22 protein-coding genes and 1 tRNA gene are annotated in these 21,543 nt (G+C 67.4%); 10 read left to right on the top strand and 13 right to left on the bottom strand.

The genetic code is table 11. The features are described 5' to 3' along the window. Nucleotide 1: 1 nt before the first annotated feature. Together ACIIOY_RS03790 and aptA are read right to left on the bottom strand one after the other, a co-directional pair. Complete coding sequence (locus ACIIOY_RS03790; RefSeq protein WP_411033290.1) at nucleotides 2–361, bottom strand: winged helix-turn-helix domain-containing protein; 360 nt, start codon at nucleotides 359–361, stop codon at nucleotides 2–4. Nucleotides 362–421: 60 nt separating this feature from the next. Further along, nucleotides 422–1,759 carry an omega-aminotransferase AptA gene (gene aptA, locus ACIIOY_RS03785; RefSeq protein WP_411033289.1) on the bottom strand — a complete coding sequence of 446 codons (1,338 nt, stop codon included), beginning with the start codon at nucleotides 1,757–1,759 and terminating at the stop codon, nucleotides 422–424. 144 nt (nucleotides 1,760–1,903) lie between these two features. On the opposite strand from aptA, the gene ACIIOY_RS03780 reads away from it, so the two are divergent. Then, nucleotides 1,904–2,452: a cupin domain-containing protein gene (locus ACIIOY_RS03780; RefSeq protein WP_411033288.1), complete on the top strand. Its 549-nt coding sequence runs from the start codon at nucleotides 1,904–1,906 to the stop codon at nucleotides 2,450–2,452. 51 nt (nucleotides 2,453–2,503) lie between these two features. Here the strand turns inward: ACIIOY_RS03780 and ACIIOY_RS03775 are convergent, their stop codons facing one another. The 3 genes from ACIIOY_RS03775 to ACIIOY_RS03765 form a co-directional block, all read right to left on the bottom strand. Further along, nucleotides 2,504–2,686: a YegP family protein gene (locus ACIIOY_RS03775; RefSeq protein ID WP_184146745.1), complete on the bottom strand. Its 183-nt coding sequence runs from the start codon at nucleotides 2,684–2,686 to the stop codon at nucleotides 2,504–2,506. 109 nt (nucleotides 2,687–2,795) lie between these two features. Then, nucleotides 2,796–3,509: a hypothetical protein gene (locus ACIIOY_RS03770; protein ID WP_411033287.1), complete on the bottom strand. Its 714-nt coding sequence runs from the start codon at nucleotides 3,507–3,509 to the stop codon at nucleotides 2,796–2,798. A gap of 122 nt (nucleotides 3,510–3,631) precedes the next feature. After that, nucleotides 3,632–3,705, bottom strand: a tRNA-Gln gene (locus tag ACIIOY_RS03765). A 237-nt stretch (nucleotides 3,706–3,942) separates the two neighbouring features. Between ACIIOY_RS03765 and ACIIOY_RS03760 the strand changes: the two genes are divergently transcribed. Continuing rightward, a complete protein-coding gene (locus tag ACIIOY_RS03760) occupies nucleotides 3,943–5,487 on the top strand; it encodes a Ppx/GppA phosphatase family protein (RefSeq protein WP_411033286.1) in 1,545 nt (514 codons plus the stop codon). Further along, the gene (locus tag ACIIOY_RS03755; RefSeq protein WP_411033285.1) at nucleotides 5,484–6,215 is read left to right on the top strand and encodes an RlmE family RNA methyltransferase; all 732 of its coding nucleotides are present in this window, start codon (nucleotides 5,484–5,486) and stop codon (nucleotides 6,213–6,215) included. Before ACIIOY_RS03760 ends, ACIIOY_RS03755 begins: the two co-directional genes overlap by 4 nt. Nucleotides 6,216–6,376: 161 nt before the next feature. Here ACIIOY_RS03755 and ACIIOY_RS03750 read toward each other — a convergent pair whose 3' ends face one another. Continuing rightward, the gene (locus ACIIOY_RS03750) at nucleotides 6,377–7,786 is read right to left on the bottom strand and encodes a DHA2 family efflux MFS transporter permease subunit (RefSeq protein ID WP_411033284.1); all 1,410 of its coding nucleotides are present in this window, start codon (nucleotides 7,784–7,786) and stop codon (nucleotides 6,377–6,379) included. A gap of 214 nt (nucleotides 7,787–8,000) precedes the next feature. On the opposite strand from ACIIOY_RS03750, the gene ACIIOY_RS03745 reads away from it, so the two are divergent. From ACIIOY_RS03745 to ACIIOY_RS03725, 5 genes are all read left to right on the top strand, one after another. Continuing rightward, nucleotides 8,001–8,996: an MBL fold metallo-hydrolase gene (locus ACIIOY_RS03745; RefSeq protein ID WP_411033283.1), complete on the top strand. Its 996-nt coding sequence runs from the start codon at nucleotides 8,001–8,003 to the stop codon at nucleotides 8,994–8,996. Nucleotides 8,997–9,328: 332 nt separating this feature from the next. After that, complete coding sequence (gene guaB / locus ACIIOY_RS03740) at nucleotides 9,329–10,825, top strand: IMP dehydrogenase (protein ID WP_411033282.1); 1,497 nt, start codon at nucleotides 9,329–9,331, stop codon at nucleotides 10,823–10,825. Between the two features lie 2 nt (nucleotides 10,826–10,827). Continuing rightward, nucleotides 10,828–11,247, top strand: coding sequence for an MAPEG family protein (locus ACIIOY_RS03735; protein WP_411033281.1), 420 nt, complete (start codon nucleotides 10,828–10,830; stop codon nucleotides 11,245–11,247). A 149-nt stretch (nucleotides 11,248–11,396) separates the two neighbouring features. After that, the gene (adhP, locus tag ACIIOY_RS03730) at nucleotides 11,397–12,425 is read left to right on the top strand and encodes an alcohol dehydrogenase AdhP (RefSeq protein ID WP_411033280.1); all 1,029 of its coding nucleotides are present in this window, start codon (nucleotides 11,397–11,399) and stop codon (nucleotides 12,423–12,425) included. Between the two features lie 88 nt (nucleotides 12,426–12,513). Further along, nucleotides 12,514–13,389 carry a dienelactone hydrolase family protein gene (locus ACIIOY_RS03725; protein ID WP_411033279.1) on the top strand — a complete coding sequence of 292 codons (876 nt, stop codon included), beginning with the start codon at nucleotides 12,514–12,516 and terminating at the stop codon, nucleotides 13,387–13,389. On the opposite strand, the gene ACIIOY_RS03720 is transcribed toward ACIIOY_RS03725, so the two are convergent. After that, a complete protein-coding gene (locus ACIIOY_RS03720; protein WP_411033278.1) occupies nucleotides 13,386–13,964 on the bottom strand; it encodes a GNAT family N-acetyltransferase in 579 nt (192 codons plus the stop codon). The two genes, ACIIOY_RS03725 and ACIIOY_RS03720, sit on opposite strands and share 4 nt — an antisense overlap. Continuing rightward, nucleotides 13,958–14,911 (bottom strand): LysR substrate-binding domain-containing protein, encoded by a 954-nt coding sequence (locus ACIIOY_RS03715; protein ID WP_411033277.1) that lies wholly within the window; start codon nucleotides 14,909–14,911, stop codon nucleotides 13,958–13,960. Before ACIIOY_RS03715 ends, ACIIOY_RS03720 begins: the two co-directional genes overlap by 7 nt. 275 nt (nucleotides 14,912–15,186) lie before the next feature. Here ACIIOY_RS03715 and ACIIOY_RS03710 point away from each other — a divergent pair, with 275 nt between their 5' ends. Together ACIIOY_RS03710 and ACIIOY_RS03705 are read left to right on the top strand one after the other, a co-directional pair. Then, a complete protein-coding gene (locus ACIIOY_RS03710; protein WP_411033276.1) occupies nucleotides 15,187–15,483 on the top strand; it encodes a YjiS-like domain-containing protein in 297 nt (98 codons plus the stop codon). Between the two features lie 252 nt (nucleotides 15,484–15,735). Next, nucleotides 15,736–16,170: a GNAT family N-acetyltransferase gene (locus ACIIOY_RS03705; RefSeq protein ID WP_411033275.1), complete on the top strand. Its 435-nt coding sequence runs from the start codon at nucleotides 15,736–15,738 to the stop codon at nucleotides 16,168–16,170. A gap of 31 nt (nucleotides 16,171–16,201) precedes the next feature. On the opposite strand, the gene ACIIOY_RS03700 is transcribed toward ACIIOY_RS03705, so the two are convergent. From ACIIOY_RS03700 to ACIIOY_RS03680, 5 genes are all read right to left on the bottom strand, one after another. Beyond that, nucleotides 16,202–17,044 carry a DUF937 domain-containing protein gene (locus ACIIOY_RS03700; RefSeq protein ID WP_411033274.1) on the bottom strand — a complete coding sequence of 281 codons (843 nt, stop codon included), beginning with the start codon at nucleotides 17,042–17,044 and terminating at the stop codon, nucleotides 16,202–16,204. 93 nt (nucleotides 17,045–17,137) lie between these two features. Beyond that, nucleotides 17,138–18,511: a glutamate--cysteine ligase gene (locus ACIIOY_RS03695; protein WP_411033273.1), complete on the bottom strand. Its 1,374-nt coding sequence runs from the start codon at nucleotides 18,509–18,511 to the stop codon at nucleotides 17,138–17,140. 155 nt (nucleotides 18,512–18,666) lie between these two features. Further along, the gene (locus ACIIOY_RS03690; protein ID WP_411033272.1) at nucleotides 18,667–19,404 is read right to left on the bottom strand and encodes a 16S rRNA (uracil(1498)-N(3))-methyltransferase; all 738 of its coding nucleotides are present in this window, start codon (nucleotides 19,402–19,404) and stop codon (nucleotides 18,667–18,669) included. A gap of 10 nt (nucleotides 19,405–19,414) precedes the next feature. Further along, nucleotides 19,415–20,914, bottom strand: a complete 1,500-nt coding sequence (locus ACIIOY_RS03685; RefSeq protein ID WP_411033271.1) for an inorganic phosphate transporter — start codon at nucleotides 20,912–20,914, stop codon at nucleotides 19,415–19,417. A 71-nt stretch (nucleotides 20,915–20,985) separates the two neighbouring features. Continuing rightward, nucleotides 20,986–21,498 (bottom strand): NUDIX hydrolase, encoded by a 513-nt coding sequence (locus ACIIOY_RS03680; protein WP_411033350.1) that lies wholly within the window; start codon nucleotides 21,496–21,498, stop codon nucleotides 20,986–20,988. Between the last annotated feature and the right edge of the window lie 45 nt (nucleotides 21,499–21,543).

Genomic DNA, 21,543 nt, shown 5'->3' with positions numbered 1-21,543 from the left:
ATCAGTCCGCCAGATTCGCGACGATCCAGCCGATGTCGTCGGCAAGCGCCGCCCGCGCCTTCTCCTCCATCGCCTGGTAGCGCGCGATCAGCGCCTCGCCGAAGGGGGTCAGCACCGCGCCGCCGCCCTGCTTGCCGCCGCGCTGCGATTCGACCACCGGCTCGCGGAACAGCCGGTTCATCTCGTCGACGAGCAGCCAGGCGCGGCGGTAGGACATGTCCATCGCCCGCCCGCCCGCGGAGATGGAGCCCGTCTGCCTGATATGCGACAGAAGCTCGATCTTTCCCCGGCCGATCCGCCCCTCCGGCTCGAACTGGAGCCGGAAGATGAGTTTCGGTTCGGTCTTGGCGGATGCTGACATGGAACTGGGCCCGTATGGATGCGGGCCCAGATATAACAGCGTTTGTCGACGAGGAAAGCGTCAGGCCGCCCGTTTCAGCGCATCGCCGAGGATCGAGACGATGTCCTCGAAATGCGTCTTCTCGGCGATCAGCGGCGGCGAGAAGGCGATGATGTCGCCGGTCACGCGGGTGAGCAGGCCCTTCTCGAAGCAGTCGACGAAGATGTCGTAGGCGCGCGCGCCGGGCGCGCCGTCGCGGGGCGCGAGCTCGATGCCGGCGATGAGGCCGATCGTGCGGATGTCGATGATGTGCGGCAGGCCCTTCAGCGAATGCATCGCGTCGTGCCAGTCTTCCTGCAACGCGGCGCCGCGCGTGAAGAGGCCCTCGTCGCGATAGATGTCGAGCGTCGCGATGCCGGCCGCGCAGGCCGCCGGATGGCCGGAATAGGTATAGCCGTGGAAGAGCTCGATGGCATTTTCCGGCCCCTGCATCAGCGCGTCGTGCACCTTGCGGCTGGCAAAGACCGCGCCCATCGGTATCGCGCCGTTGGTGAGGCCCTTGGCGGTGGTCACGAGGTCCGGCGTCACGCCGAAATAGTCGGTGGCGAACGCGGCGCCGAGGCGGCCGAAGCCGGTGATGACCTCGTCGAAGATGAGGAGGATGCCGTGCCTGTCGCAGATCGCGCGCAGCCTTTCCAGGTAGCCCTTCGGCGGGATCAGCACGCCGGTGGAGCCGGCGACGGGCTCCACGATGCAGGCCGCGATGGTTTCCGCGCCGTGCAGCGCGACCAGCCGTTCCAGGTCGTCCGCCAGCTCGGCGCCGTGCTCCGGCTGGCCTTTCACATAGGCGTTCCTGGCGGGGTCGTGGGTGTGGCGCAGGTGGTCGGAACCCGCAAGCTGCGGGAAGACGCGGCGGTTGTTGACGATGCCGCCGACCGAGATGCCGCCGAAGCCGACGCCGTGATAACCGCGCTCGCGGCCGATGAGGCGCGTGCGCGTGCCCTGGCCGATCGCCCGCTGGTAGGCGAGCGCGATCTTCAGCGCGGTGTCGACCGATTCGGAGCCGGAGCCGGTGTAGAAGATGCGGTCGAGCCGGGCGCCGTCCGGGCCGGGCGCGATCTCGGCCAGCCGCTCGGCGAAGTCGAAGGCGATCGGATGGCCCATCTGGAAGGAGGGCGCGAAATCCATCTGCGTGAGCTGGCGCTCGACGGCGGCGGCGATCTGGCGCCGGCCGTGGCCGGCATTCACGCACCAGAGGCCGGCGGTGCCGTCGAGCACCGTGCGGCCGTCCGCGCTGGTGTAGTACATGCCCTCGGCGCCCGCGAGCAGGCGCGGCGCGGCCTTGAACTGGCGGTTGGCGGTAAACGGCATCCAGTAGCTGTCGAGCACCGGGGCGTTGGATTTGCTGTGGACGTTCATGGCGGATCTCCTCTGGCTGAGGCGATTGACGCCATGATTTGGCAGGCCGAACAAGTCCTTTTCTTGTTGACGGCAAGCGATTGAAAATTAAGGATGTGTGAAGAGAAGTTTTCGCTATTTCGAACATCTAGAACAGGAAATGCCATGTCGGTCGACATCGGGAGCAGGCTGCGCCACCTGCGCATGGCCCATAACCTCTCCCAGCGCGAGCTCGCCAAACGCGCCGGCGTCACCAATTCGACGATTTCGCTGATCGAATCGAACGCGTCGAACCCATCGGTCGGCGCGCTGAAACGCATCCTGGACGGCATTCCGATCGGCCTTGCGGAATTCTTCGCCTTCGAGCCGGACCGGCCGAAGAAGGCCTTCTACCGGGCGGAGGAACTGACGGAGATCGGCAAGGGCGGCATTTCATACCGCCAGATCGGCGACAACCTCTTCGGCCGCAGCCTGCAGATCCTGAAGGAGTGCTACCAGCCCGGCGCCGACACCGGAAAGGTGCCGCTGGTGCATGACGGCGAGGAGGGCGGCATCGTGCTGTCCGGCCGCCTCGAAGTGACCGTCGACGACGAGCGCCGCATCCTCGGCCCGGGCGATGCCTATTATTTCGAAAGCCGCCGGCCGCATCGCTTTCGCTGCGTCGGCCCAGTGCCTTGCGAGGTCATCAGCGCCTGCACCCCGCCGACCTTCTGAAAATCGCAAGGCCCGCCGGCGGAACCGGCGGGCCTTGCGGAAGCGTGGCGGTCAGGCCTGGCTGTTGTCTTCGACGGGCGCGCCCGGCCCGTTCTTCTTGATGGAGTCGATGGCGTTCTGCGCGCTGGCCTTGCTCGCATAACCTTCCGTCGAGAACATCACTTCGCTGTTGTACTTGAAGCGGACGCGGTATTCTCCCGCCTTGTCCTTGTATATCTCGAATTTGTGGGCCATAGGCTCCCCTCCGTGCAAGTATGAATCACGCGAAATGCAACCTGCCAGTCGCGAAGGGCGCTGACAAGGGTTCTGAGCGATTCAGGCGCGATCACCGCACGGATATTCTTCAGGACTTGCGCAAAGGCTCGTCTTCGCTCGGGTTCCCGCCCGCCCCGAGGCCCCCGCCCATGCCGCCTCCCATGCCCCCTCCCATGCCCATGCCGGCCCCGCCGCCACCGCCGCGTGCGCCTTCCTTGCCGCGGTCCCCCTTGGCGCGGCCGGCGCCGGATGGACGGGCAGGCCCCTGCTTGGGGATGGTGAGGTCGGCCGGGACCGGGTCGAGGTCGAGCGCTTCGCGGATGAAGGCGCGAAGGGAGACCACGAGGTCATGGGTGTGCACGGGCCGGCCGGCCACGAGTTCCCTTGCCGCCCGTTCGGCGAGGCGGACGTGCTCTTCCGTTCCCAGCAGCACGATATCCGAAAGCGCCGCCTCGACGTCGTCGCGGATGCGGCGGCGGCGCTCGGAGCTTGCAATGATGCCGTCGGCGAAATCGGGCCCTTCACGCTCCGTTCCCGCGGACGGTTCCAAGTGCCGCCGCAGATCCCGCAGATGGGTGGGATCGACCGCGAGATTACCGGTGAACGACCCGCCGAGCGTCTTGTAGGCGGCGATCAGCGTGCGCAGGCGCTCGTTGATCTGCCGGTTCACGCGCTCGCGCCGCTGCTGGATCGTGACCATCATGACGAGGCGGATGCCGATGCTGATCAGCGTGAACAGCGCAAGGCCGATGAGCGTCACGAGAAGGCTGTGCCAGGAACTGAAATCGAGGTTGCGAAACACGGCGCCCGGCTCCTTCGCTTGAAGCTGTAGCCCGCCAGTCAAGCACCGCGCAAGCCGATGTCAAGAACGACGCCGGCAAAACCACGGCTTGCGTTCGTCTTGATGGTCTGTTCGGGAAAGCTTGGCTGGGGAACCTGGATTCGAACCAGGACTAACGGAGTCAGAGTCCGTGGGTCTACCGTTAACCTATTCCCCACCGTGGCGGTCGCGGCTTGGCCGGCGCTTGTGAGGCGGGCTTATAAACAAAAGACTGCGAGATGCAAATGGTTTTTTCCGGAAAATCGTATCCCGCTCCACCGCGCCGGGTCCGTCGCGGTTCCGTCACAAAAAGAATTTGGCGAACGGGCCGGGCGCTGGTAATGTCGCCCCAACGAAGATCGAGAGAGCGCCTGCTTGCAGCTTCAAGGCTTTGCGCGGCGCCATAGGCAGTGACGTGAACGACCCCGACAGCGGCGAAAAGCCGTCCGTTTCCGGGGCGCGAGATGCGGGCGATGCGGGGCGGCCGAAGCGGTCGCGCCGGCGCAAGGGAAAGCAGAAGGGCACGCCCGGTCCCTCTGCCGCTTCCCCGTCCGCAGGCCAGGCGGCCGGCTTGTCCGGACCCGCCGAGCGCCCCCAGGCCGCATCGAGCGGCGATACCGCGCGCAGGAACAAGCGCCGCCGGCGCGGCAAGGGCGCCGGCCAGGAGAACGTGCGCCCGCTCGCACCCGTCGGCCAGCGGGAGGCGGCGCCCCAGCCGGACCAGCGCCAGGCCGAGGGCCGCAGGAGCCGCCGTAAGCACCGTGGCAGGAAGCCGGCAGCGCATGTCGCGCAGCCCGTTGCCGCCGTCGTCCAGCCGGCGGCGGTGCTCGTTGCCGAGCATCGGCCCGCTCCCCAGCCGCCGGAGCCGAGGCGCGAGGCCGCCCAGGCGCAACGCCCCGCCGAGCGGGACGGTTACGACGCGCCGCTCTATGCCGCTCTCGACCTCGGCACCAACAATTGCCGCCTTCTCGTCGCCCAGCCGACCCGGCCCGGCCAGTTCCGCGTCGTCGACGCCTTCTCGCGCATCGTGCGCCTCGGCGAGGGGCTTGCGGCGAGCGGCCGGCTCTCCGACGAGGCGATGGACCGTTCCGTCGAGGCGCTGAAGATCTGCGCCGCCAAGCTGAAGAGCCGCAACATCCGCCGCAGCCGCCTCATCGCCACCGAGGCCTGCCGCGCGGCGGAGAACGGCGAAATCTTCCTTGAGCGGGTCAGAGAGGAGACGGGGCTGGAGCTCGAGATCATCAATCGCGAGACCGAGGCGCGCCTTGCGGTCTCCGGCTGCTCCTCGCTCGTCGGGCGCGAGGCGAAGTCCGTCGTGCTTTTCGACATCGGCGGCGGCTCGTCGGAAATCGCGGTCATCCGCATCGGCGAGAACCGGTCCAGCCGGCTCGCGAACCACATCACGCACTGGACGTCGCTGCCGGTCGGCGTCGTCACGCTCTCCGAACGCCACGGCGGGCGCGACGTGACGCCGGAGAGCTTTTCACGGATGGTCTCCGAGGTCGAGGGCATGCTGGCGCGGTTCGATTGCCCCGGCGATGTCGTGCACGCGCCGGAGGATTTCCACCTGATCGGCACCTCCGGCACGGTGACGACGCTTGCCGGCGTGCACCTCGACCTGCCGCGCTACGACCGGCGCCGGGTCGACGGCGTGTGGCTCTCCGACGACGAGGTGACGGCGATGCAGGCGCGTCTCCTCTCCTGGGATTTTTCCGCCCGCGCGGCCAATCCCTGCATAGGGCCGGACCGGGCGGACCTCGTGCTCGCCGGCTGCGCCATCCTGGAGGCGATCCGCAAGCGTTGGCCCTCGCGCCGCATGCGCGTCGCCGACCGGGGCCTGCGCGAGGGCCTGCTCACCGACATGATGGCCGACGACGGCGTCTGGCGCCGCGGCCGCCACCGCCGCAACCATCGCGGCGGCTATCGCAACCCGGCAAAGCCCGAAGGACAGGCCTCATGACCAAGCCTCCGATCGGCGGCAACCGCACCGGCCGCAAGCTCGGCCAGAAGGTCAGGAAGGGCAAGCTCAAGGCCTCCTCGCGCCGCTGGCTCGAACGCCACATCAACGATCCCTACGTGCAGCGCGCCAAGCTGGAAGGCTATCGCGCCCGCGCGGCTTTCAAGCTCCTGGAGATCGACGAGAAGCACAATATCCTCGCCGGTGCCCGCCGCATCATCGATCTTGGCGCGGCGCCCGGAAGCTGGTCGCAGATCGCCGCCAAGGTGACGGGATCGACCGATGCCGACCCGCGCGTCGCGGCCATCGACTTCCTGGAGATGGACCCGCTGCCGGGCGTCGCCATCCTCCAGATGGATTTCCTCGACCCCGAGGCGCCGCAAAAGCTCATCGAGGCGGTCGGCGGCACGCCGAACCTCGTCATCTCCGACATGGCCGCGCCCACCACCGGCCACCGCCAGACGGACCACCTGCGCACGATGCATCTGTGCGAGGTCGCCGCGCATTTCGCCGTCGAGGTGCTGGCCGAGGGCGGGCACTTCCTGGCAAAGACCTTCCAGGGCGGCACGGAGCGGGACCTCCTCACCATGCTCAAGCAGAATTTCCGGCAGGTCATCCACGTGAAGCCCGGCGCCTCGCGCGCCGAATCGGTGGAGATGTTCCTGCTCGCCAAGGGTTTTAAAGGCCGCAAGGCGGCGGACGAGGCAGGCGCGGCGCAAGAGGGCGCCTGATGCTGCTCTACGCCACCGATGTCGGATTGCCCCTCATCCCCTGCCGGGTGCGCCGGCTTCCCAAAGCCGCAGGTTGAGGAAATTAGGGCTTCCAGCCTTCCTCGCCCCGCTTGTGGGGAGAGGATGCCGGCAGGCAGGTGAGGGGCGGGACTTATCCCAAGCTACTTCACCGCCGCCGTTTCCTCCTCCCGCGCGGCCAGGCGATGGCCGGAGACGGAGGCGCCGGCGTCCTTCGCCATGGCGATGAAGGGGATGACGGCGGCGAGCGTCAGGGCCGAGATCACCATGAAGGCGATCTGGAAGTCCTTGAGTTCCAGCGGCGAGCCGGTGAGCGCGGTCTCGATTTCGAGGATGGCGCCGGCAACCGCGACGCCGAGCGCCAGGCTGATCTGCTGGAGCACGGCGCTCATCGACGTCGCCTTGCTCGCGTCCTCGTCGGGAATGTCGGCGAAGGAGAGCGCGTTGACGCTGGTGAAGAAGAAGGAGCGGGCAAGGCCCGCGACAAGCAGCACGCCCGCCATGAACCAGAAGGGCGTGGCCGGCGTGAAGAGGCCGTTCACGAAGGTCAGCGCAGCGCCGCAGATGGCGGCGATGATCAGCGTCGTGCGGAAGCCGGCGAAGGTCAGCACCCGCTTGGCGACGAACTTCGTGGTGATCGCGCCGATCGCGCCGGTGAAGGTGACGAGGCCGGATTGGAAGGGCGAGAGCCCGAAGCCGACCTGCAGCATCAGCGGCATCAGGAAGGGCACCGCGCCGACGGAGATGCGGAACAGCGTGCCGCCGATCGAGGCGGCGCGGAACGCGCTGTCGCGGAAGAGCTTCAGGTCGAGCAGCGGCGCCGGGTGCCGCCGGGCATGGCGGACATAGAGCACGCCGCAGGCAAGGCCGGCGGCGGTGGCGGCGACCCCGATGACCGGCGGCAGGGCGGGCAGGCTGACGACCGAGAGGCCGAACATCGTGCCGGAGGCGGCGACGGCGCTGAGGAGGAAACCCTTCCAGTCGAGCGGCGGCGGCGCGGCGGCGCGGATCTCCGGCAGGTAGATGCCGGAGAGGATGTAGCCGGCGATGCCGACCGGCACGTTGATGAGGAAGATCCAGTGCCAGGAGAAATAGGTGGTGATGAAGCCGCCGAGCGGCGGACCGGCAAGCGGGCCGACGAGCGCGGGGATCGTCAGCAGCGCCATGGCCGAGACGAGCTCGGAGCGCGAGGTGCTGCGCACCAGCACGAGGCGGGCGACAGGCGTCATCATCGCCCCGCCCATGCCCTGCAGGAAGCGCGAGACGACGAAGGCGACGAGGCTGCCCGAGACCGCGCAGAGGATCGAGCCGGCGACGAAGACGAGGATGGCGAGGCGGAAGATGCGCTTTGCCCCGAACCGGTCGGCCATCCAGCCGGAGAGCGGGATGAAGGTCGCGAGCGAGACCATGTAGGACGTCAGCGCGAGCTTCAGCGTGATCGGCCCCACGCCGAGGTCGGCGGCGATCGCCGGCAGCGAGGTGGAGATGACGGTGGAATCCATCTGCTCCATGAAGAGCGCGACGGCGAGGATGAGGGGGACGATACGGTTCATCGGCAGATCGGGTTCGCGGCCCCGGCGCGGGCCCGCCCGTCTTCTGCGCCCGTCGCTGCCGTCTGTCAAATCGGAAGGATTTTCCGCCGGCATCACAAGCCCGTGATGCCGCGTGCCCGGATCGTGACAGCGCCCTAGATGGACGCGTGTCATCTTCACGTCGATGCCGGCTTCTACAACGGCGACGCACGCTTTCATGAAAGAGGGTAGACCCATGGGAGACCATTCGACAATCTCGCGCAGATCCTTGTTCCTGGCCGCCGGCGCCGGTGCCCTGGCCGCGCCGCTGGTCCTGAACCGCGCCGCGGCCTTTGCCCAATCGGGGACCGACGCGACGGACATGCGCGTAAGCCCCATCGAGACGCGCAGCTTCAAGCTCGGCAGCTTCCGCATCCTGACCGTGCGTGACGGCATCCGGCCGTCCGGCGCCCCGAACGAGACCTTCGGCACCGACCAGTCCGCCGAGGCCGTGGGGGCGCTGCTCACCGAGAATTTCCTGCCCGCCGACAGCTTCGTCAACAGCTTCACGCCGGCGCTCGTCGATACCGGCGCCGAGGTCGTGCTCTTCGATACGGGCATGGGCGAGGGCGGCCGCGAGGCCGGCATGGGCCGCCTCGCCGAAGGCCTGAAATATGCCGGCTACACGCCGGACCAGATCTCCGTCGTCGTCATCACCCATATGCATGGCGACCATATCGGCGGGCTGATGGAGGGCGGCAAGCCGGCCTTCCCGAATGCGCGCTACGTCACCGGCCGCACGGAATATGACTTCTGGGTCAATCCGGAACGCATGGGAACGCCCGCCGAGCAGGGGCACCAGGGCGTGCTCGCCAACGTGCAGCCGCTCGCCGAGAAGCTGACCTTCATCGAGGACGAGGGCGAGGTCGTGCCGGGGATCACCGGCCTCGACGCCTTCGGTCATTCGCCGGGCCACATGATCTTCCGCGTCGAATCGGAGGGCAAGGCGCTTATCCTGACGGCGGATACGGCGAACCACTACGTTCTGTCGCTCCAGCGGCCGGACTGGGAAGTGCGCTTCGACATGGACAAGGCCGAGGCGGCCGCCACCCGCAAGAAGGTCTTCGACATGATCGCCACCGACAGGCTCGCCTTCATCGGCTACCACATGCCCTTCCCGGCGGCGGGCTTCGTGGAGAAGGCGGGCGAGGGCTATCGGTTCGTGCCGGTCAGCTATCAGTTCGACATCTGAGCGGGGCCTTTCGGCGGATGTGCCCCTCATCCGCCTGCCGGCACCTTCTCCCCGCAGGCGGGGAGAAGGAGGACGTTGCACTGCCTTGCCGCAGGTCCCTTCGCTCCGCTTGCGAGGAGAAGGTCGCGGCAGCGGGATGAGGGGCGCATCCGTCGAGCGCTTGTCCGCAAGCGCGGCCCCGGACATGATTCCGGCCGTTTTGCTATTCCCAATCCGTCGTGAACGTGTTACCAGCCCTCGCCAACTTCCAAGAATTTCTTGCAAGCGACCGAGGCGGACCACTCCCAATGTCCCCCTTGGTGCGTGAGCTTTACCTCAAAGGAATTTGGCCCATGGCGCGCATCATTGAAACGGCAACCGGTCTCGAAGCCCTGACCTTCGACGACGTTCTCCTGCAACCCGGACACTCCGAGGTCATGCCGGGCCAGACGAACATCGCCACCCGCATCGCGCACGATTTCGAGCTGAACCTGCCGATCCTCTCCTCCGCGATGGACACGGTCACGGAAAGCCGCCTCGCCATCGCCATGGCCCAGGCCGGCGGCCTCGGCGTCATCCACCGCAACCTGACGCCCGCCGAGCAGGCCGAGGAGGTCCGCCAGGTCAAGAAGTTCGAGAGCGGCATGGTCGTCAACCCGGTGACGATCGGTCCCGACGCGACGCTCGCCGAGGCGTTGGCGCTGATGAAGGCGCACGGCATTTCCGGCATCCCGGTCGTCGAGAACGGCGGCAACGGCAAGGCCGGCCGCCTCGTCGGCATCCTGACCAACCGCGACGTGCGCTTCGCCTCCGATCCGAGCCAGAAGATCTACGAGCTGATGACCCGGGAGAACCTCATCACGGTGAAGGAGAACGTCGACCAGCAGGAGGCCAAGCGCCTTCTGCACCGCCACCGCATCGAGAAGCTGCTGGTCGTCGACGGCGACGGGCGCTGCGTCGGCCTCATCACCGTCAAGGACATCGAGAAGTCCCAGCTCAACCCCAATGCCTCGAAGGATGCGCAGGGCCGCCTTCGCGCCGCCGCCGCCATCTCGGTCGGCGACGACGGCTTCGAGCGCGCCGAACGCCTCATCGACGCAGGCGTCGACCTCCTCGTCGTCGACACCGCGCACGGCCATTCGCAGCGCGTGCTCGACGCCGTCGCCCGCGTGAAGAAGCTGTCGAACTCGGTGCGCATCATGGCCGGCAACGTGGCCACCGCGGACGGCACGAAGGCGCTGATCGATGCCGGCGCGGACGCCGTCAAGGTCGGCATCGGCCCGGGCTCGATCTGCACGACCCGCATCGTCGCCGGTGTCGGCGTGCCGCAGCTCGCCGCCATCATGGCCTCCGTCGAGGCCGCCGGGCAGGCGGGCGTTCCGGTCATCGCCGACGGCGGCATAAAATTCTCCGGCGACCTCGCCAAGGCGATCGCGGCAGGCGCCTCGGCCGTCATGGTCGGCTCGCTGCTCGCCGGCACGGACGAAAGCCCGGGCGAGGTCTTCCTCTACCAGGGCCGCTCCTTCAAGGCCTATCGCGGCATGGGCTCCGTCGGCGCCATGGCGCGCGGCTCGGCGGACCGCTACTTCCAGGCCGAGGTGCGCGACACGCTGAAGCTCGTGCCGGAAGGCATCGAGGGCCAGGTGCCCTACAAGGGCCCGGTCGCGGGCGTGCTGCACCAGCTCGCCGGCGGCCTCAAGGCCTCCATGGGCTATGTCGGCGGCCGCGACCTCAAGGAATACCAGGAGAGGGCGACCTTCGTGCGCATCTCCGGCGCGGGCCTGCGCGAAAGCCACGCCCACGACGTGACGATCACCCGCGAAAGCCCGAACTATCCGGGCGCCGTCTGATCATGTCGCCCACGGAAGCCACGATCTGGCCGATGATCGCGCATGCCGCGCTCGTCTTCGTCCTCTATGTCCTGCTGTCTTCCCGCCGCGTCGGCGCGGTCAAGGATGGCCGCGCCCGGCCCGACCAGTTCCGCGAGAACCGCGAGGAGCCGGCCGAGAGCCTCGTCGTCAAGAACGCCATCGCCAACCAGTTCGAGCTGCCGGTGCTCTTCTACGCGGTGAGCATCCTCCTCTACCTCGTCGATGCCGACAATCCGGTCACCGTCGCCGGCGGCTGGCTGTTCGTGGCGCTGCGCTATGCCCATGCCTATGTGCATGTCACCAGCAACCGCCTGCGCTATCGGCGCCCGCTCTTCATCGCGGGCCTTCTGGTTGTCGTGCTTCTATGGGCATGGCTCGGCGTCTGGCTGGCCCTGACCTGACGGAAAGGCGGCGCGGCTGCCTCATTCCTGAGACAGTTCGCGCTCCGGAAACGGCCGGGCTTGATCGTGGTCAATTGGCCGCCGTCCGGTGACGGTTACTATCCTGCGGCCTGCGATCCCTCGGATCGCGTTCCGAAGGAGATGACACCATGACAAGGACGATGAAAGCCGCGGTCGTGCGGGAGTTCGGAAAGCCCCTTTCCGTCGAGGAGGTCGCGGTGCCGGAGCCGGGGCCGGACCAGATCCTCGTCAAGTACGAGGCGACCGGCGTGTGCCATACCGATCTGCATGCGGCGAACGGCGACTGGCCGGTCAAGCCCAACCCGCCGTTCATTCCCGGCCACGAGGGCGTCGGCTTCGTCGCGAAGGCCGGGAAGAACGTCAGGCGCGTCAAGGAAGGCGACCGCGTCGGCGTGCCGTGGCTTCACACCGCCTGCGGCTGCTGCTCGCCGTGCCGGACGGGCTGGGAAACGCTCTGCGCCGAGCAGCAGAACACGGGCTACTCCGTCAACGGCACCTTCGCGCAATTCGGGCTGGCCGACCCCGATTTCGTCGGGCATCTTCCCGCCAGCCTCGAGTTTGGGCCGGCAGCGCCCGTCCTGTGCGCCGGCGTCACGGTCTACAAGGGCTTGAAGGAAACCGAGGTGAAGCCCGGCGAATGGGTCGTCGTCTCGGGGATCGGCGGGCTCGGACACATGGCCGTCCAGTATGCCAAGGCGATGGGCATGCACGTCGTGGCCGCGGACATCTTCGACGACAAGCTCGCGCTCGCCGCGAAGCTGGGCGCCGATGTCGTCGTCAACGGCAGGGCGGCCGATGCGGTGGAACAGGTCCTGAAGGCGACCGGCGGGGTTCACGGCGCGCTCGTCACGGCCGTCTCGCCGAAGGCCATGGAGCAGGCCTACGGCTTCCTGCGCTCCAAGGGCACCATGGTGCTCGTCGGCCTGCCGCCGGGCTTCATTTCGCTTCCGGTCTTCGATACGGTGCTGAAGCGCATCACCGTCCGGGGCTCCATCGTCGGGACGCGGCAGGACCTGGAGGAATCGCTCGTCTTTGCCGGCGAAGGCAAGGTCGCCGCGCATTTTTCCTGGGACAGGCTCGATAGCATCAACGACATCTTCGAACGGATGGAGGAGGGCAGGATCGACGGGCGGATCGTGCTCGATCTGGCTGCATAGGCGGCGCGTACGGTAACGCAGTTGTGTTCGGCGGCTGTCCAAGGCCGGCCTATCTTATCTTTCGGCTAGAAATATCGGAGGATCCGCCATGGACAAGCCGCAGATCACACAGGCGATGATCGACGCCTATGACGAATATACCCATCTGACGCTCGACCGCCGCCGTTTCATGGAGCGCCTGACGGCTCTCGCCGGCTCCGGCGCCGCGGCGGCCGCCATCGTCCCGCTGCTGGCCGCCAATTCGGCGAGCGCCGAGATCATCGCGGCGGACGACCAGCGCCTGCTCGCCAAGGATGTCGTCTATGGCGGCGGCTCCGGCGAGATGAAGGGCTATGTCGTTCGCCCGAAGGAGGCGTCGGGCCCGCTCGCCGGCGTCATCGTCATCCATGAGAACCGCGGCCTCAACCCGCATATCCGCGACGTCGCCCGCCGCATGGCGCTGGAGGGCTTCATCGCGCTCGCACCCGACTTCCTCTCGCCTTCGGGCGGCACGCCGGACAACGAGGACCAGGCGCGCGAGATGATCGGCAAGCTCGACCCGGCGGCGACGGTGGCCAATGCGGAGGCGAGCCTGCAATTCCTGGCGAAGCTGGACGGGTCGAACGGCAATGTCGGCGCGATCGGCTTCTGCTGGGGCGGCGGCCTCGTCAACCGTTTCGCCGCCCGGTCGCCGGAGCTCAAGGCGGGGGTCGCCTATTACGGCGCGCAGGCGCCCGCCGAGGACGTGCCGAACATCAAGGCGGCGCTGATGCTGCACTATGCCGGCCTCGACGAGCGCATCAATGCCGGCATCGACGCCTACCGCCAGGCGCTCGAAGCGAACGGCAAGACCTTCGAGATCCACATGTACGAGGGTGCCAACCACGCCTTCAACAACGACACCTCCGCCGCACGCTACGACAAGGCCGCCGCCGACCTCGCCTGGCAGCGCACCGTGGAGTTCCTGAGGAAGAACCTCGCCTAGGGGCCGTGCTCGATCGTCAGCCGCATGGCGCAGCGTGTGTCGCGCTGGAGCCCATGTTCGGCTTCCTCGTCGAGCACGTCCCTGAGGCGCTGCGAAAGCTCCGCCTCGTCCAGCGTCCGGAAGCCGAGCCGCTCGTAGAACGGGCAGTTCCAGGGAATGGTGCGGAAGGTCGTCAGCGTCACGGCGTCGAGGCCGCGCTCGGCCGCCTCGTCCACGGCATGCCGGATCAGCCGGCGGCCGATGCCGAAGCCCTGATAAAGGTGGCCGACGGAGATTTCCCAGATATGCAGTTCAGGCCCGGCGATTTCGGCGCTGAGGAAGCCGACGGGATGGTCGCCGTCGGCGGTCGCCACCCAGTTCGTGCCCTTGCCGATGAGGTCGAGATGCCGCTCGGCGCTCTGCACGTCGTCGGTGGCGATCCAGGAGAAGGCCTCCACCAGCCGGAAGGCCTGCGCGGCGGAGCGCTCGATCCGGCGCAGCGTCTCGACTTCCTCTTGACGGGCAGGCCTGACGGTCACCTCGGACGGTCCGGGCTTGCCGGCGGGAGCGCCGTCCATGGGAATGAGCGTCACCATCCGGGCAGGATATGTCCCGGCCGCAGCCGCGGCATGCGCGGAAAGACCTTCACTTCCGCCTCGGGCAGGTCGTCGGCCGCCGTCAGCGGCGTGATGTTGTCGAGGCAGGCGGTGATGTGGCTGGTGATGGCGTTGGAAAGCGAGGGCGAAAGGCCCGGCCGCCGCATGATGCCGATCTGCACCGGCGCGAGCGGCGGGAAGCCGTCCGCCTGCGTCAGCACCTTCATGCCCGGGCGCAACGCCGATTCCGGCAGCACCGAGACGGCCATGCCGGCCATCACGGCGGCGGCGACGACGGTCGACGACCAGCTCGTGAACAGCACCTGGTAGTCGCGGCCGACCGAATCGAGCGCCGCGCAGGCGATCTGCCGCCACTGGCAGTCCCGCCGGCCGACGGCGAGCGGCACCGGCGCGTTCTCCGGCAGCGGATGGTTGGCCGACATGACCCAGCACAGCGGCTCGGTCCGCACCACGTCGGACTGGCGCTGGCGCGGGTTGTGGGTCACGAGCGCGATGTCGAGCTCGCCCTTCGCCATTTTCTCCGCCAGGTCCACCGAGGGCTCGCACACGATGTAGAGCTCCACATTGGGGTGGGTCTTGGCGAAGCGCATGATGATTTCCGGCATGTAGCGGTCGGCATAGTCGTCCGGCGTGCCGATGCGCAGCATGCCCTCCAGCCGGTTGTCGTCGAAGGCGGCGATGGCCTCGTTGTTGAGGCGCAGCATCCGGCGCGCATAGTTGAGCAGGCGCTCGCCCTCGGCGGTCAGCCGGTTGCCGCGGCCGTCCTTCACGAAGAGCTGCTTGCCGATGCGCTCCTCGAGGCGCCGCATCTGCATCGAGACGGCCGACTGGGTCTTGAAGACCCGCTCGGCGGCCCGCGTGAAACTTCCGGTATCTGCGATCGCGACGAAGGTCTGGAGCTGGTCTATGTCTAACGGAGCGGACATATCGATACCCATAAGATTGTTTGATTGATACTATTAGAAACATTCGTTGGACTGATCAATGGGTTTCTGCGAAAAAGCAATTGTTGAACGATGACCTGTCCGCCGGTCAACGTTCGGCAGGATCTGCCGCTTCGCCCCGACCTCCCGGCGGGCGGCTCTTCTTGATGTCCGACCCTTGAACCGTCCCCGTTGCTTGCGGGCGGCGAACGATCACAGGCGTCGCGCGAACTCCGTCGAAAGGCCGATGGTGCGTGAAGCCGGAAAGGAGAAATGCCATGCGCATGCTCGACCGCAGAATGGAAATCGATATCCTCGCGACGCGCCGTCCGGCCCCGAGCCTCCTCGTCCGCATCCGCTACGCCGTCTCCAAGTTCGTCCGCGCCTGGCAGAATCGCCGCGCGATCAACCGGCTGGGCGAGCTCGACGACCATCGGCTCCTCGACATGGGCCTGTGCCGCGCCGACGTTCAGGAGATCCGGGCCGCCTCCTTCTTCTCCGATGCGGGCCTGCATCTGACGATCGCGGCGCGCGAGCGCGCCCGCCGTCATCTGCGCGGCGGCCGGACGGATTGATTTTTCCCGGTGCCGTCCTACCTCCCGGGACGACACCAGACTTCCCCGCAGGGTGAGAGCCAATAGCCCTGCCGCTTGCCCGGCGTGCGACTCCCAAGGTCCGCGTCGGGCTTTTTCATGGCTTGAGCCGTGCCCCGGCCGGCAGGAATATCTGGAGAATGCGGTCAACCGCCATGTGTCATGATCGGTGCGCGAGACAGGATGGCTGACGGGGTTCTGATTCGTCCGGCACGCAAGCGGGACTTTCCCGCCATGAAGGCCGTATTGCGCGACACGTTCGAAAGCACGTGGCGGCCGCAGATCACCGAGGCCTCCGTCCGCCGCTATGTCGAGACGGATATCGGCGGACGCTTCGTGGAGCGCTGCGGTGCGGACATGCTCGTGGCCGAGGTGGATGGCCGGATCGCCGGTCTGGTCTATCGCATCGATGATTTCATCGACGCCCTGCACGTGCACTCCGACTTCCAGCGCAGGGGCGTGGGGCGCCGGCTGCTCGTACGGGCCGAGCGGGACATCGCCGGAAGGGGCTTCCGGCAGGCGCGGCTCGAAACGGACACGTTCAACGCGCAGGCCCAGGGCTTCTACAAGGCGCTGGGCTATGTCGAGATGGCGCGCTATCCGGACGAGGAATGGCAAAGCGGCCTCACCACCGTCCTCTTCGAAAAGGCACTGAACAGCGCGGGATAGCCGCCGCGGCGATGCCGCCGGCGCCTTGGCGTCAGGCCTTCCTGCCGCCGTCCGTCTCCATGCCGCTGCGCATGGTCTCGAAGATCGACTCGATGTTGCGCTGGTAGTCCTTCTGCATTTCGAGGCCGGTGTCGAACATGGTGTTGACGAGGGTTTTCAGCGAATCCGCCGCCGAGCCCTCCGGCTCGCTCGGCTTCTCGCCGGCGGCCGGCTGGCCGGCCATGCCCGCCATCATGTCCTGGAAGGCCTTTGCGAAGGGATTGTCGGTAAAGGGGTTCGCCGGCGCGTCCTTCTTCGTGCCGAAGAATTCCTGCGCGGCCTGCGTGAACGGGTTGTCGAAAGGGTTCGCCGGTTCCGGCTTCTTCGCAAGGCCCGTCGCCTCGGCCCATTGCCGCATCACGTCGGCAAAGGGGTTGGCGGGCGTCTTGCCGGCCTGCGCGCCGGGGAAGAACGGTGCGAGCGTCTGCTTGAAGATGCCGCCCATCAGCGTGCTCGCCATGACGGGCAGCATCTGCTTGTAGATTTCCTGGCCGATGCCGGTCATCTGCGCCGCCTGTGCGGCGATGGCGCGCGAGACCTCCTTGCTGCCGAAGAGGTGGCCGAGAATGCCGTTGCCTTCCGCAAGGCCCTGCGGCGTGAAGGCCTTGCCGATGTCCTCGAAATATTTGACATGCTCGCCGGTGGTCAGCGCCCGCATGAAGGCGGCGAGGTCGTAAGGGTTGGCGGCGTTGCGCTTGAAGCCCTCGGAAAAGGCCGGCATCAGCGCCGCGACGGCCTTGGCCGCCTGCTCCTGCGCCAGCCCGAACTGGCGGGCCATGACCTCCACGGCATGGCCGTTCTGCGCCTGCATCATCATGTCGTAGAGCGAAAGCATGGCAGACCCCTTCCCGTTGGCGGCCCATTGGCAGGCATGTGCCTGCACTATAACGGGAATTTCGGCCGCGCAAACCGCTTTCTTGCGCCGGGATCAGTACTGGTATTCGGTGAAGACCGGTTCGACGGAGCCGTTCCAGCGGCCGTGGTAGAGCGCCAGCATGTCTTCCGCGAGCGTCGCCTTCTTGGCCAGCACCTCGTCGAGCGGCGCGAGGAAGATGGTTTCGTCGACGCCGTCGCCGTTGATGCGGGCGCGGGCGGCAAGGCCCTGCCGGGAAATGGAGATGACTTCGCGGGCAAGGTCGAAGAGCGGCCTGCCGCGGAACTCGGCCCTGAGGCCTTGCGCCGGCACGGCATCGCGCAGCGCGGTGACATCCTCGACCGTCCAGCCGCGCGTCAGCTCTTCGGCGACGTCGAGCGCCCCGTCGTCGTAGAGCAGGCCCACCCAGAAGGCGGGCAGGGCACAGATGCGCCGCCACGGGCCGCCGTCGGCGCCGCGCATTTCGAGGAAGCGCTTCAGCCGCACGTCGGGAAAGAGTGTGGAAAGGTGGTTCGTCCAGTCGCCGAGGTTCGGCTCCCAGTCGGCGACCTTCCCCTTCAGCGCGCCGTCCATGAACTGGCGGAAGGTGATGTGCGTGCAGTCATGATACTTCTCGTCGCGCACGATGAAATACATCGGCACGTCGAGCGCCCATTCGACATAGTCCTCGAAGCCGAAATCCGGCGCGAAGGCGAAGGGGATGAGGCCGGCGCGGTCGTTGTCCGTGTCGCGCCAGATCTCGCCGCGCCAGGAGAGGAGGCCGTTCGGCTTGCCGTCGGTGAAGGGGGAACTGGCGAAAAGCGCCGTCGCCAGGGATTGCAGCTTCAGCGACACCTGCATCTTGCGGCGCATGTCGGCTTCGGAGGAGAAGTCGAGGTTCACCTGGATCGTGCAGGTGCGGTACATCATGTCGAGACCCTTGGTGCCGACCTTCGGCATGTAGCGGGTCATGATGTCGTAGCGGCTCTTCGGCATGCGCGGCGTCTCGGCGAAGGTCCATTTCGGGCTGCCGCCGATGCCGAGGAAGCGGATGCCGAGCGGTTCGGCGATCTCGCGCAGCGTGGCGAGGTGCTGGTTGGATTCCTTGCATGTCTGGTGCAGGTTTTCGAGCGGCGCGCCGGACAGCTCGAACTGGCCGCCCGGCTCCAGCGAGATGGCGCCCATGCCGGAGGGCTCGGCAAGGCCGATGACGTTGCCGGCGTCCACGATCGGGTCCCAGCCGGTCTTGCCGCGCATGCCGGCGAGCAGCGCCGAGATGCTCGCCTTGCCGGAATAGGGCACGGGGCTGTTGTCGGCCGTAAAGAAGACGAATTTCTCGTGCTCGGTGCCGATGCGGAACTTCTCCTTCGGCTTGCATCCGGAGGCGAGATAATCCGCCATGTCTGCAACGGAGCGGACCGGCGTCTGGTCGGTGGTATCACGGGCCATGGGCGTCTTCTTCTGAACGGATGGCGCCCGGCGGAGCCGCCGGGCCTCGGGAAGGGTGCTTGGACCGGAATCGTATGCGGTGCAAGCAAATTCCTTTCAAGGCAGGTTCAAAAAATCCCATTATGCTTTCCGGGAAAGGGCCGTCCCGCCCGTGCTCAGGTCCAGTCGCCGATCGTCGCCTGGATGACCGCCATTGCCGCCACCGCTGCCGTGTCGGCGCGCAGGATGCGCGGGCCGAGCGGAATGGGCGTCACGAAGTCGAGATTGCGCAGCAGCGCGCGCTCGTCGTCGGAAAATCCGCCCTCCGGGCCGACGAGAAGCGCCAGCTTGCGCTCCTCGATCCCTTGCAGCGCCGGCAGCGGGTTCTGGCTGCCGTGGCCCTCGTCGCAGAAGACGATGCGGCGCTCGCGCGGCCAGCCGGCAAGCAGGTCCTCGAGCCTTCTCGGCGCGGCGACGCGCGGGATGGCGAGGATGCCGCACTGTTCCGCGGCCTCGACGGCGTTGGCCTCCAGCCGTTCGAGGCTGGCGATCCTGCCCTGCACGTGCTGGGTCATGACGGGCTGCAGCACGCCCGCGCCCATCTCCACCGCCTTCTGCACGAGATAGTCGAGCCGGCCGACCTTCAGCGGCGCGAAGAGATAATGGAGGTCGGCGGGCTCCGGCTGCGGCCGCGTCTGCTCGCCCGGCGTCAGGAGCAGGCGCTTGCGGGTCGGGAAGGAAAGGTCCGCCCGCCATTCGCCGTCGCGCCCGTTGAACAGCAGAACGGCATCGCCCTCGGCCATGCGCAGCACGTTGGCGAGATAATGGAAATGCTCCTTCGAGGCCTCGATCGGCCGGCCCGCCGCAAGGGCGTCGCCGACGAAGAGGCGCTGCATCCGGTAATTGGCGCGCATGGTCGGTCTCTCAGGCAAAGAGCGCGTTGAGGGCGAGGAAGACGAGGGCCGACAGGATCGCCGAGACGGGCAGCGTCACGATCCAGGCCGAGACGATCGTCATGAAATGCGAGCGGCGCACGAGGTAGCGCCGGCGCGTCTCGTCCGGGTTGGCCGGCGGCTCCTCCGGCGCGATGCCGTTGCCGCGGCTGCGGATATAGTCGATGCGGCGCTGGGAGTTGCGCGTGTACCATTCGCGGAACAGGCCGACGCCGAAGACCGCCCCGACGGCGATGTGCGTCGAGGAGACGGGAATGGCGAGGGCGGAAGCCGTCAGCACGGAGACGGCGGAGGAGAGCGCCACGCAGAAGGCGCGCATCGGGTTCAGCTTGGTGATCTCGCTGCCGACGATGCGGATGAGGCGCGGGCCGAAGAGCAGCAGGCCGAGCGAGATGCCGAAGGCGCCGATCACCATCACCCAGAGCGGGATCGTCGCCCCGCCTTCCGTGCCGGAGCGCAGCGCCGAGACCACGCCGTAGAGCGGGCCGACGGCGTTCGACACGTCGTTCGCCCCGTGCGCGAAGGAGAGCAGCGCCGCCGAACAGATCAGCGGAATGCGGAAGAGCGTGCGCAGCGACTGGTTGCGGTTGTCCAAGCCCTCCGCATGGCGGCGGATGACCGGCCGGGTCGCGACATAGGTGACGATGCCGAAGGCGAGCCCGACGAGCAGCGACGTCCCGTAGGAAAGATCGTAGAACCCGTTCGTGCCGCCGTTGGCCAGGAAGGCGGCGAAGGAGCCTGCCATCACCGCGACCAGCACCGGAACCCAGGTCTTGGCCGCGGCGATCTTGTCCTCGCGGTAGATGATGAATTCCTTGATGAAGTAGAGGAACAGCGCCGCGATTACGCCGCCGAGGATCGGCGAGGCGGTCCAGCTCACGACGATGAGGGCGATCGAATCCCATTGCACGCTCTGAAAGCCGCTCGCCGCCGCCCCCGCGCCGATGACGCCGCCGACGATCGCGTGCGTGGTGGAGATCGGCGCATTGGCGAGTGTGGCGATGTTGATCCACAGCGCCGCCGAAACGAGCGCCGCCATCATCGCCCAGGCGAAGACCTCCGGGCTCGGGAAGATCGCCCTGTCGACGATGCCCGAGGCGACCGTCTGCGCGACGCCCTGGCCGGCAAGGAGGGCGCCCGCGATCTCGAAGACCGCGGCGATGACGAGGGCGACGCCCATGCTCATGGCGCGCGCGCCGACGGCCGCGCCCACGTTGTTCGTCACGTCGTTCGCGCCGATGTTCATGGCCATGTAGGCGGCAAGCGCGGCGGTGACGGCCACCACGAGCACGCCCGGCGTGCCGGTGGCGAAGCTGTTGGCGACCGCCATGGCGATCAGCAGGAAGACCAATGCAATGCCGACACCCGTCCATGACCGCAGCACGAAGTGCGTCGCCTGTTCGGTGAAGGTGAGTTTTTCCAGATCCTTGTCCAGCGTCGGCTTGCGTAGCTGGACCTGTGAATTGGCCATTCATGCTGCTCCGTCTTTGCCGACAGGCACTACCGCCTCAGCGCACCGGCGGCAATATGACGGCGGCGTCATCAGGCGCCGGTCGTGCCGTTTTTCGCAGCGGGGGCGTCTTTTGCGAGCATCGTCCGCTCGAAGGCGAGCATGAGCGTCTTCAGGCCGGGCTCCTGCACGCGGTCGGCCGCTTCCGCGCAGCTCACCCATTCGGCGCGCCGCTCGCCCTTTTCCGGGAAGTTCTTGCAGATGTCGTCGACGGAAAGGGCGAAGACGCGCACGCGGCAATCGACCTTCAGGCCGTGCGGCATGCCTTTCATGTAGCGGTAGCTGCCGATCGGCTCCTCGCGGACGGATCCCTTGACGCCGGCCTCTTCCCAGGCCTCGCGCGCGGCAGCGCCGGCGGCGGACTTGCCCTCCATCGGCCAGCCCTTGGGAATGACCCAGCGCCCGGTATCCCGGCTGGTGATGAGGAGGACTTCGACCGCCGAACGCTTTTTCTTCCACCGATAGCACAGCGCGCCATACTGCTCGCGCACGGGCCGGCGGAACATGAGATGGACGTCGCTGACGATGCGGTTGAGGATGTTCAAGGTCTTTTTCATTCCTCTTGTCGGGATGTGCCGATCGACTCGTTA

The sequence above is a fragment of the Shinella agrisoli genome (assembly GCF_046557955.1).
Taxonomy (GTDB): Bacteria; Pseudomonadota; Alphaproteobacteria; order Rhizobiales; family Rhizobiaceae; genus Shinella.
Note: the sequence above shows the minus strand (reverse complement) of the source record. Positions and strands in the feature narration are given on the sequence as shown.

What these genes read in the sequence shown, in the direction of transcription:
- ACIIOY_RS03715 (WP_411033277.1), bottom strand. Translation starts at nt 14,911, where the DNA reads ATGTCCGCTCCGTTAGACATAGACCAGCTCCAGACCTTCGTCGCGATC.
- ACIIOY_RS03705 (WP_411033275.1), top strand. Translation starts at nt 15,736, where the DNA reads ATGAAGGCCGTATTGCGCGACACGTTCGAAAGCACGTGGCGGCCGCAG.
- ACIIOY_RS03750 (WP_411033284.1), bottom strand. Translation starts at nt 7,786, where the DNA reads ATGAACCGTATCGTCCCCCTCATCCTCGCCGTCGCGCTCTTCATGGAG.
- ACIIOY_RS03790 (WP_411033290.1), bottom strand. Translation starts at nt 361, where the DNA reads ATGTCAGCATCCGCCAAGACCGAACCGAAACTCATCTTCCGGCTCCAG.
- ACIIOY_RS03780 (WP_411033288.1), top strand. Translation starts at nt 1,904, where the DNA reads ATGTCGGTCGACATCGGGAGCAGGCTGCGCCACCTGCGCATGGCCCAT.
- ACIIOY_RS03710 (WP_411033276.1), top strand. Translation starts at nt 15,187, where the DNA reads ATGCGCATGCTCGACCGCAGAATGGAAATCGATATCCTCGCGACGCGC.
- ACIIOY_RS03725 (WP_411033279.1), top strand. Translation starts at nt 12,514, where the DNA reads ATGGACAAGCCGCAGATCACACAGGCGATGATCGACGCCTATGACGAA.
- guaB (WP_411033282.1), top strand. Translation starts at nt 9,329, where the DNA reads ATGGCGCGCATCATTGAAACGGCAACCGGTCTCGAAGCCCTGACCTTC.
- ACIIOY_RS03745 (WP_411033283.1), top strand. Translation starts at nt 8,001, where the DNA reads ATGGGAGACCATTCGACAATCTCGCGCAGATCCTTGTTCCTGGCCGCC.
- ACIIOY_RS03755 (WP_411033285.1), top strand. Translation starts at nt 5,484, where the DNA reads ATGACCAAGCCTCCGATCGGCGGCAACCGCACCGGCCGCAAGCTCGGC.
- ACIIOY_RS03695 (WP_411033273.1), bottom strand. Translation starts at nt 18,511, where the DNA reads ATGGCCCGTGATACCACCGACCAGACGCCGGTCCGCTCCGTTGCAGAC.
- ACIIOY_RS03700 (WP_411033274.1), bottom strand. Translation starts at nt 17,044, where the DNA reads ATGCTTTCGCTCTACGACATGATGATGCAGGCGCAGAACGGCCATGCC.
- ACIIOY_RS03720 (WP_411033278.1), bottom strand. Translation starts at nt 13,964, where the DNA reads ATGGTGACGCTCATTCCCATGGACGGCGCTCCCGCCGGCAAGCCCGGA.
- aptA (WP_411033289.1), bottom strand. Translation starts at nt 1,759, where the DNA reads ATGAACGTCCACAGCAAATCCAACGCCCCGGTGCTCGACAGCTACTGG.
- ACIIOY_RS03685 (WP_411033271.1), bottom strand. Translation starts at nt 20,914, where the DNA reads ATGGCCAATTCACAGGTCCAGCTACGCAAGCCGACGCTGGACAAGGAT.
- ACIIOY_RS03690 (WP_411033272.1), bottom strand. Translation starts at nt 19,404, where the DNA reads ATGCGCGCCAATTACCGGATGCAGCGCCTCTTCGTCGGCGACGCCCTT.
- ACIIOY_RS03735 (WP_411033281.1), top strand. Translation starts at nt 10,828, where the DNA reads ATGTCGCCCACGGAAGCCACGATCTGGCCGATGATCGCGCATGCCGCG.
- adhP (WP_411033280.1), top strand. Translation starts at nt 11,397, where the DNA reads ATGACAAGGACGATGAAAGCCGCGGTCGTGCGGGAGTTCGGAAAGCCC.
- ACIIOY_RS03775 (WP_184146745.1), bottom strand. Translation starts at nt 2,686, where the DNA reads ATGGCCCACAAATTCGAGATATACAAGGACAAGGCGGGAGAATACCGC.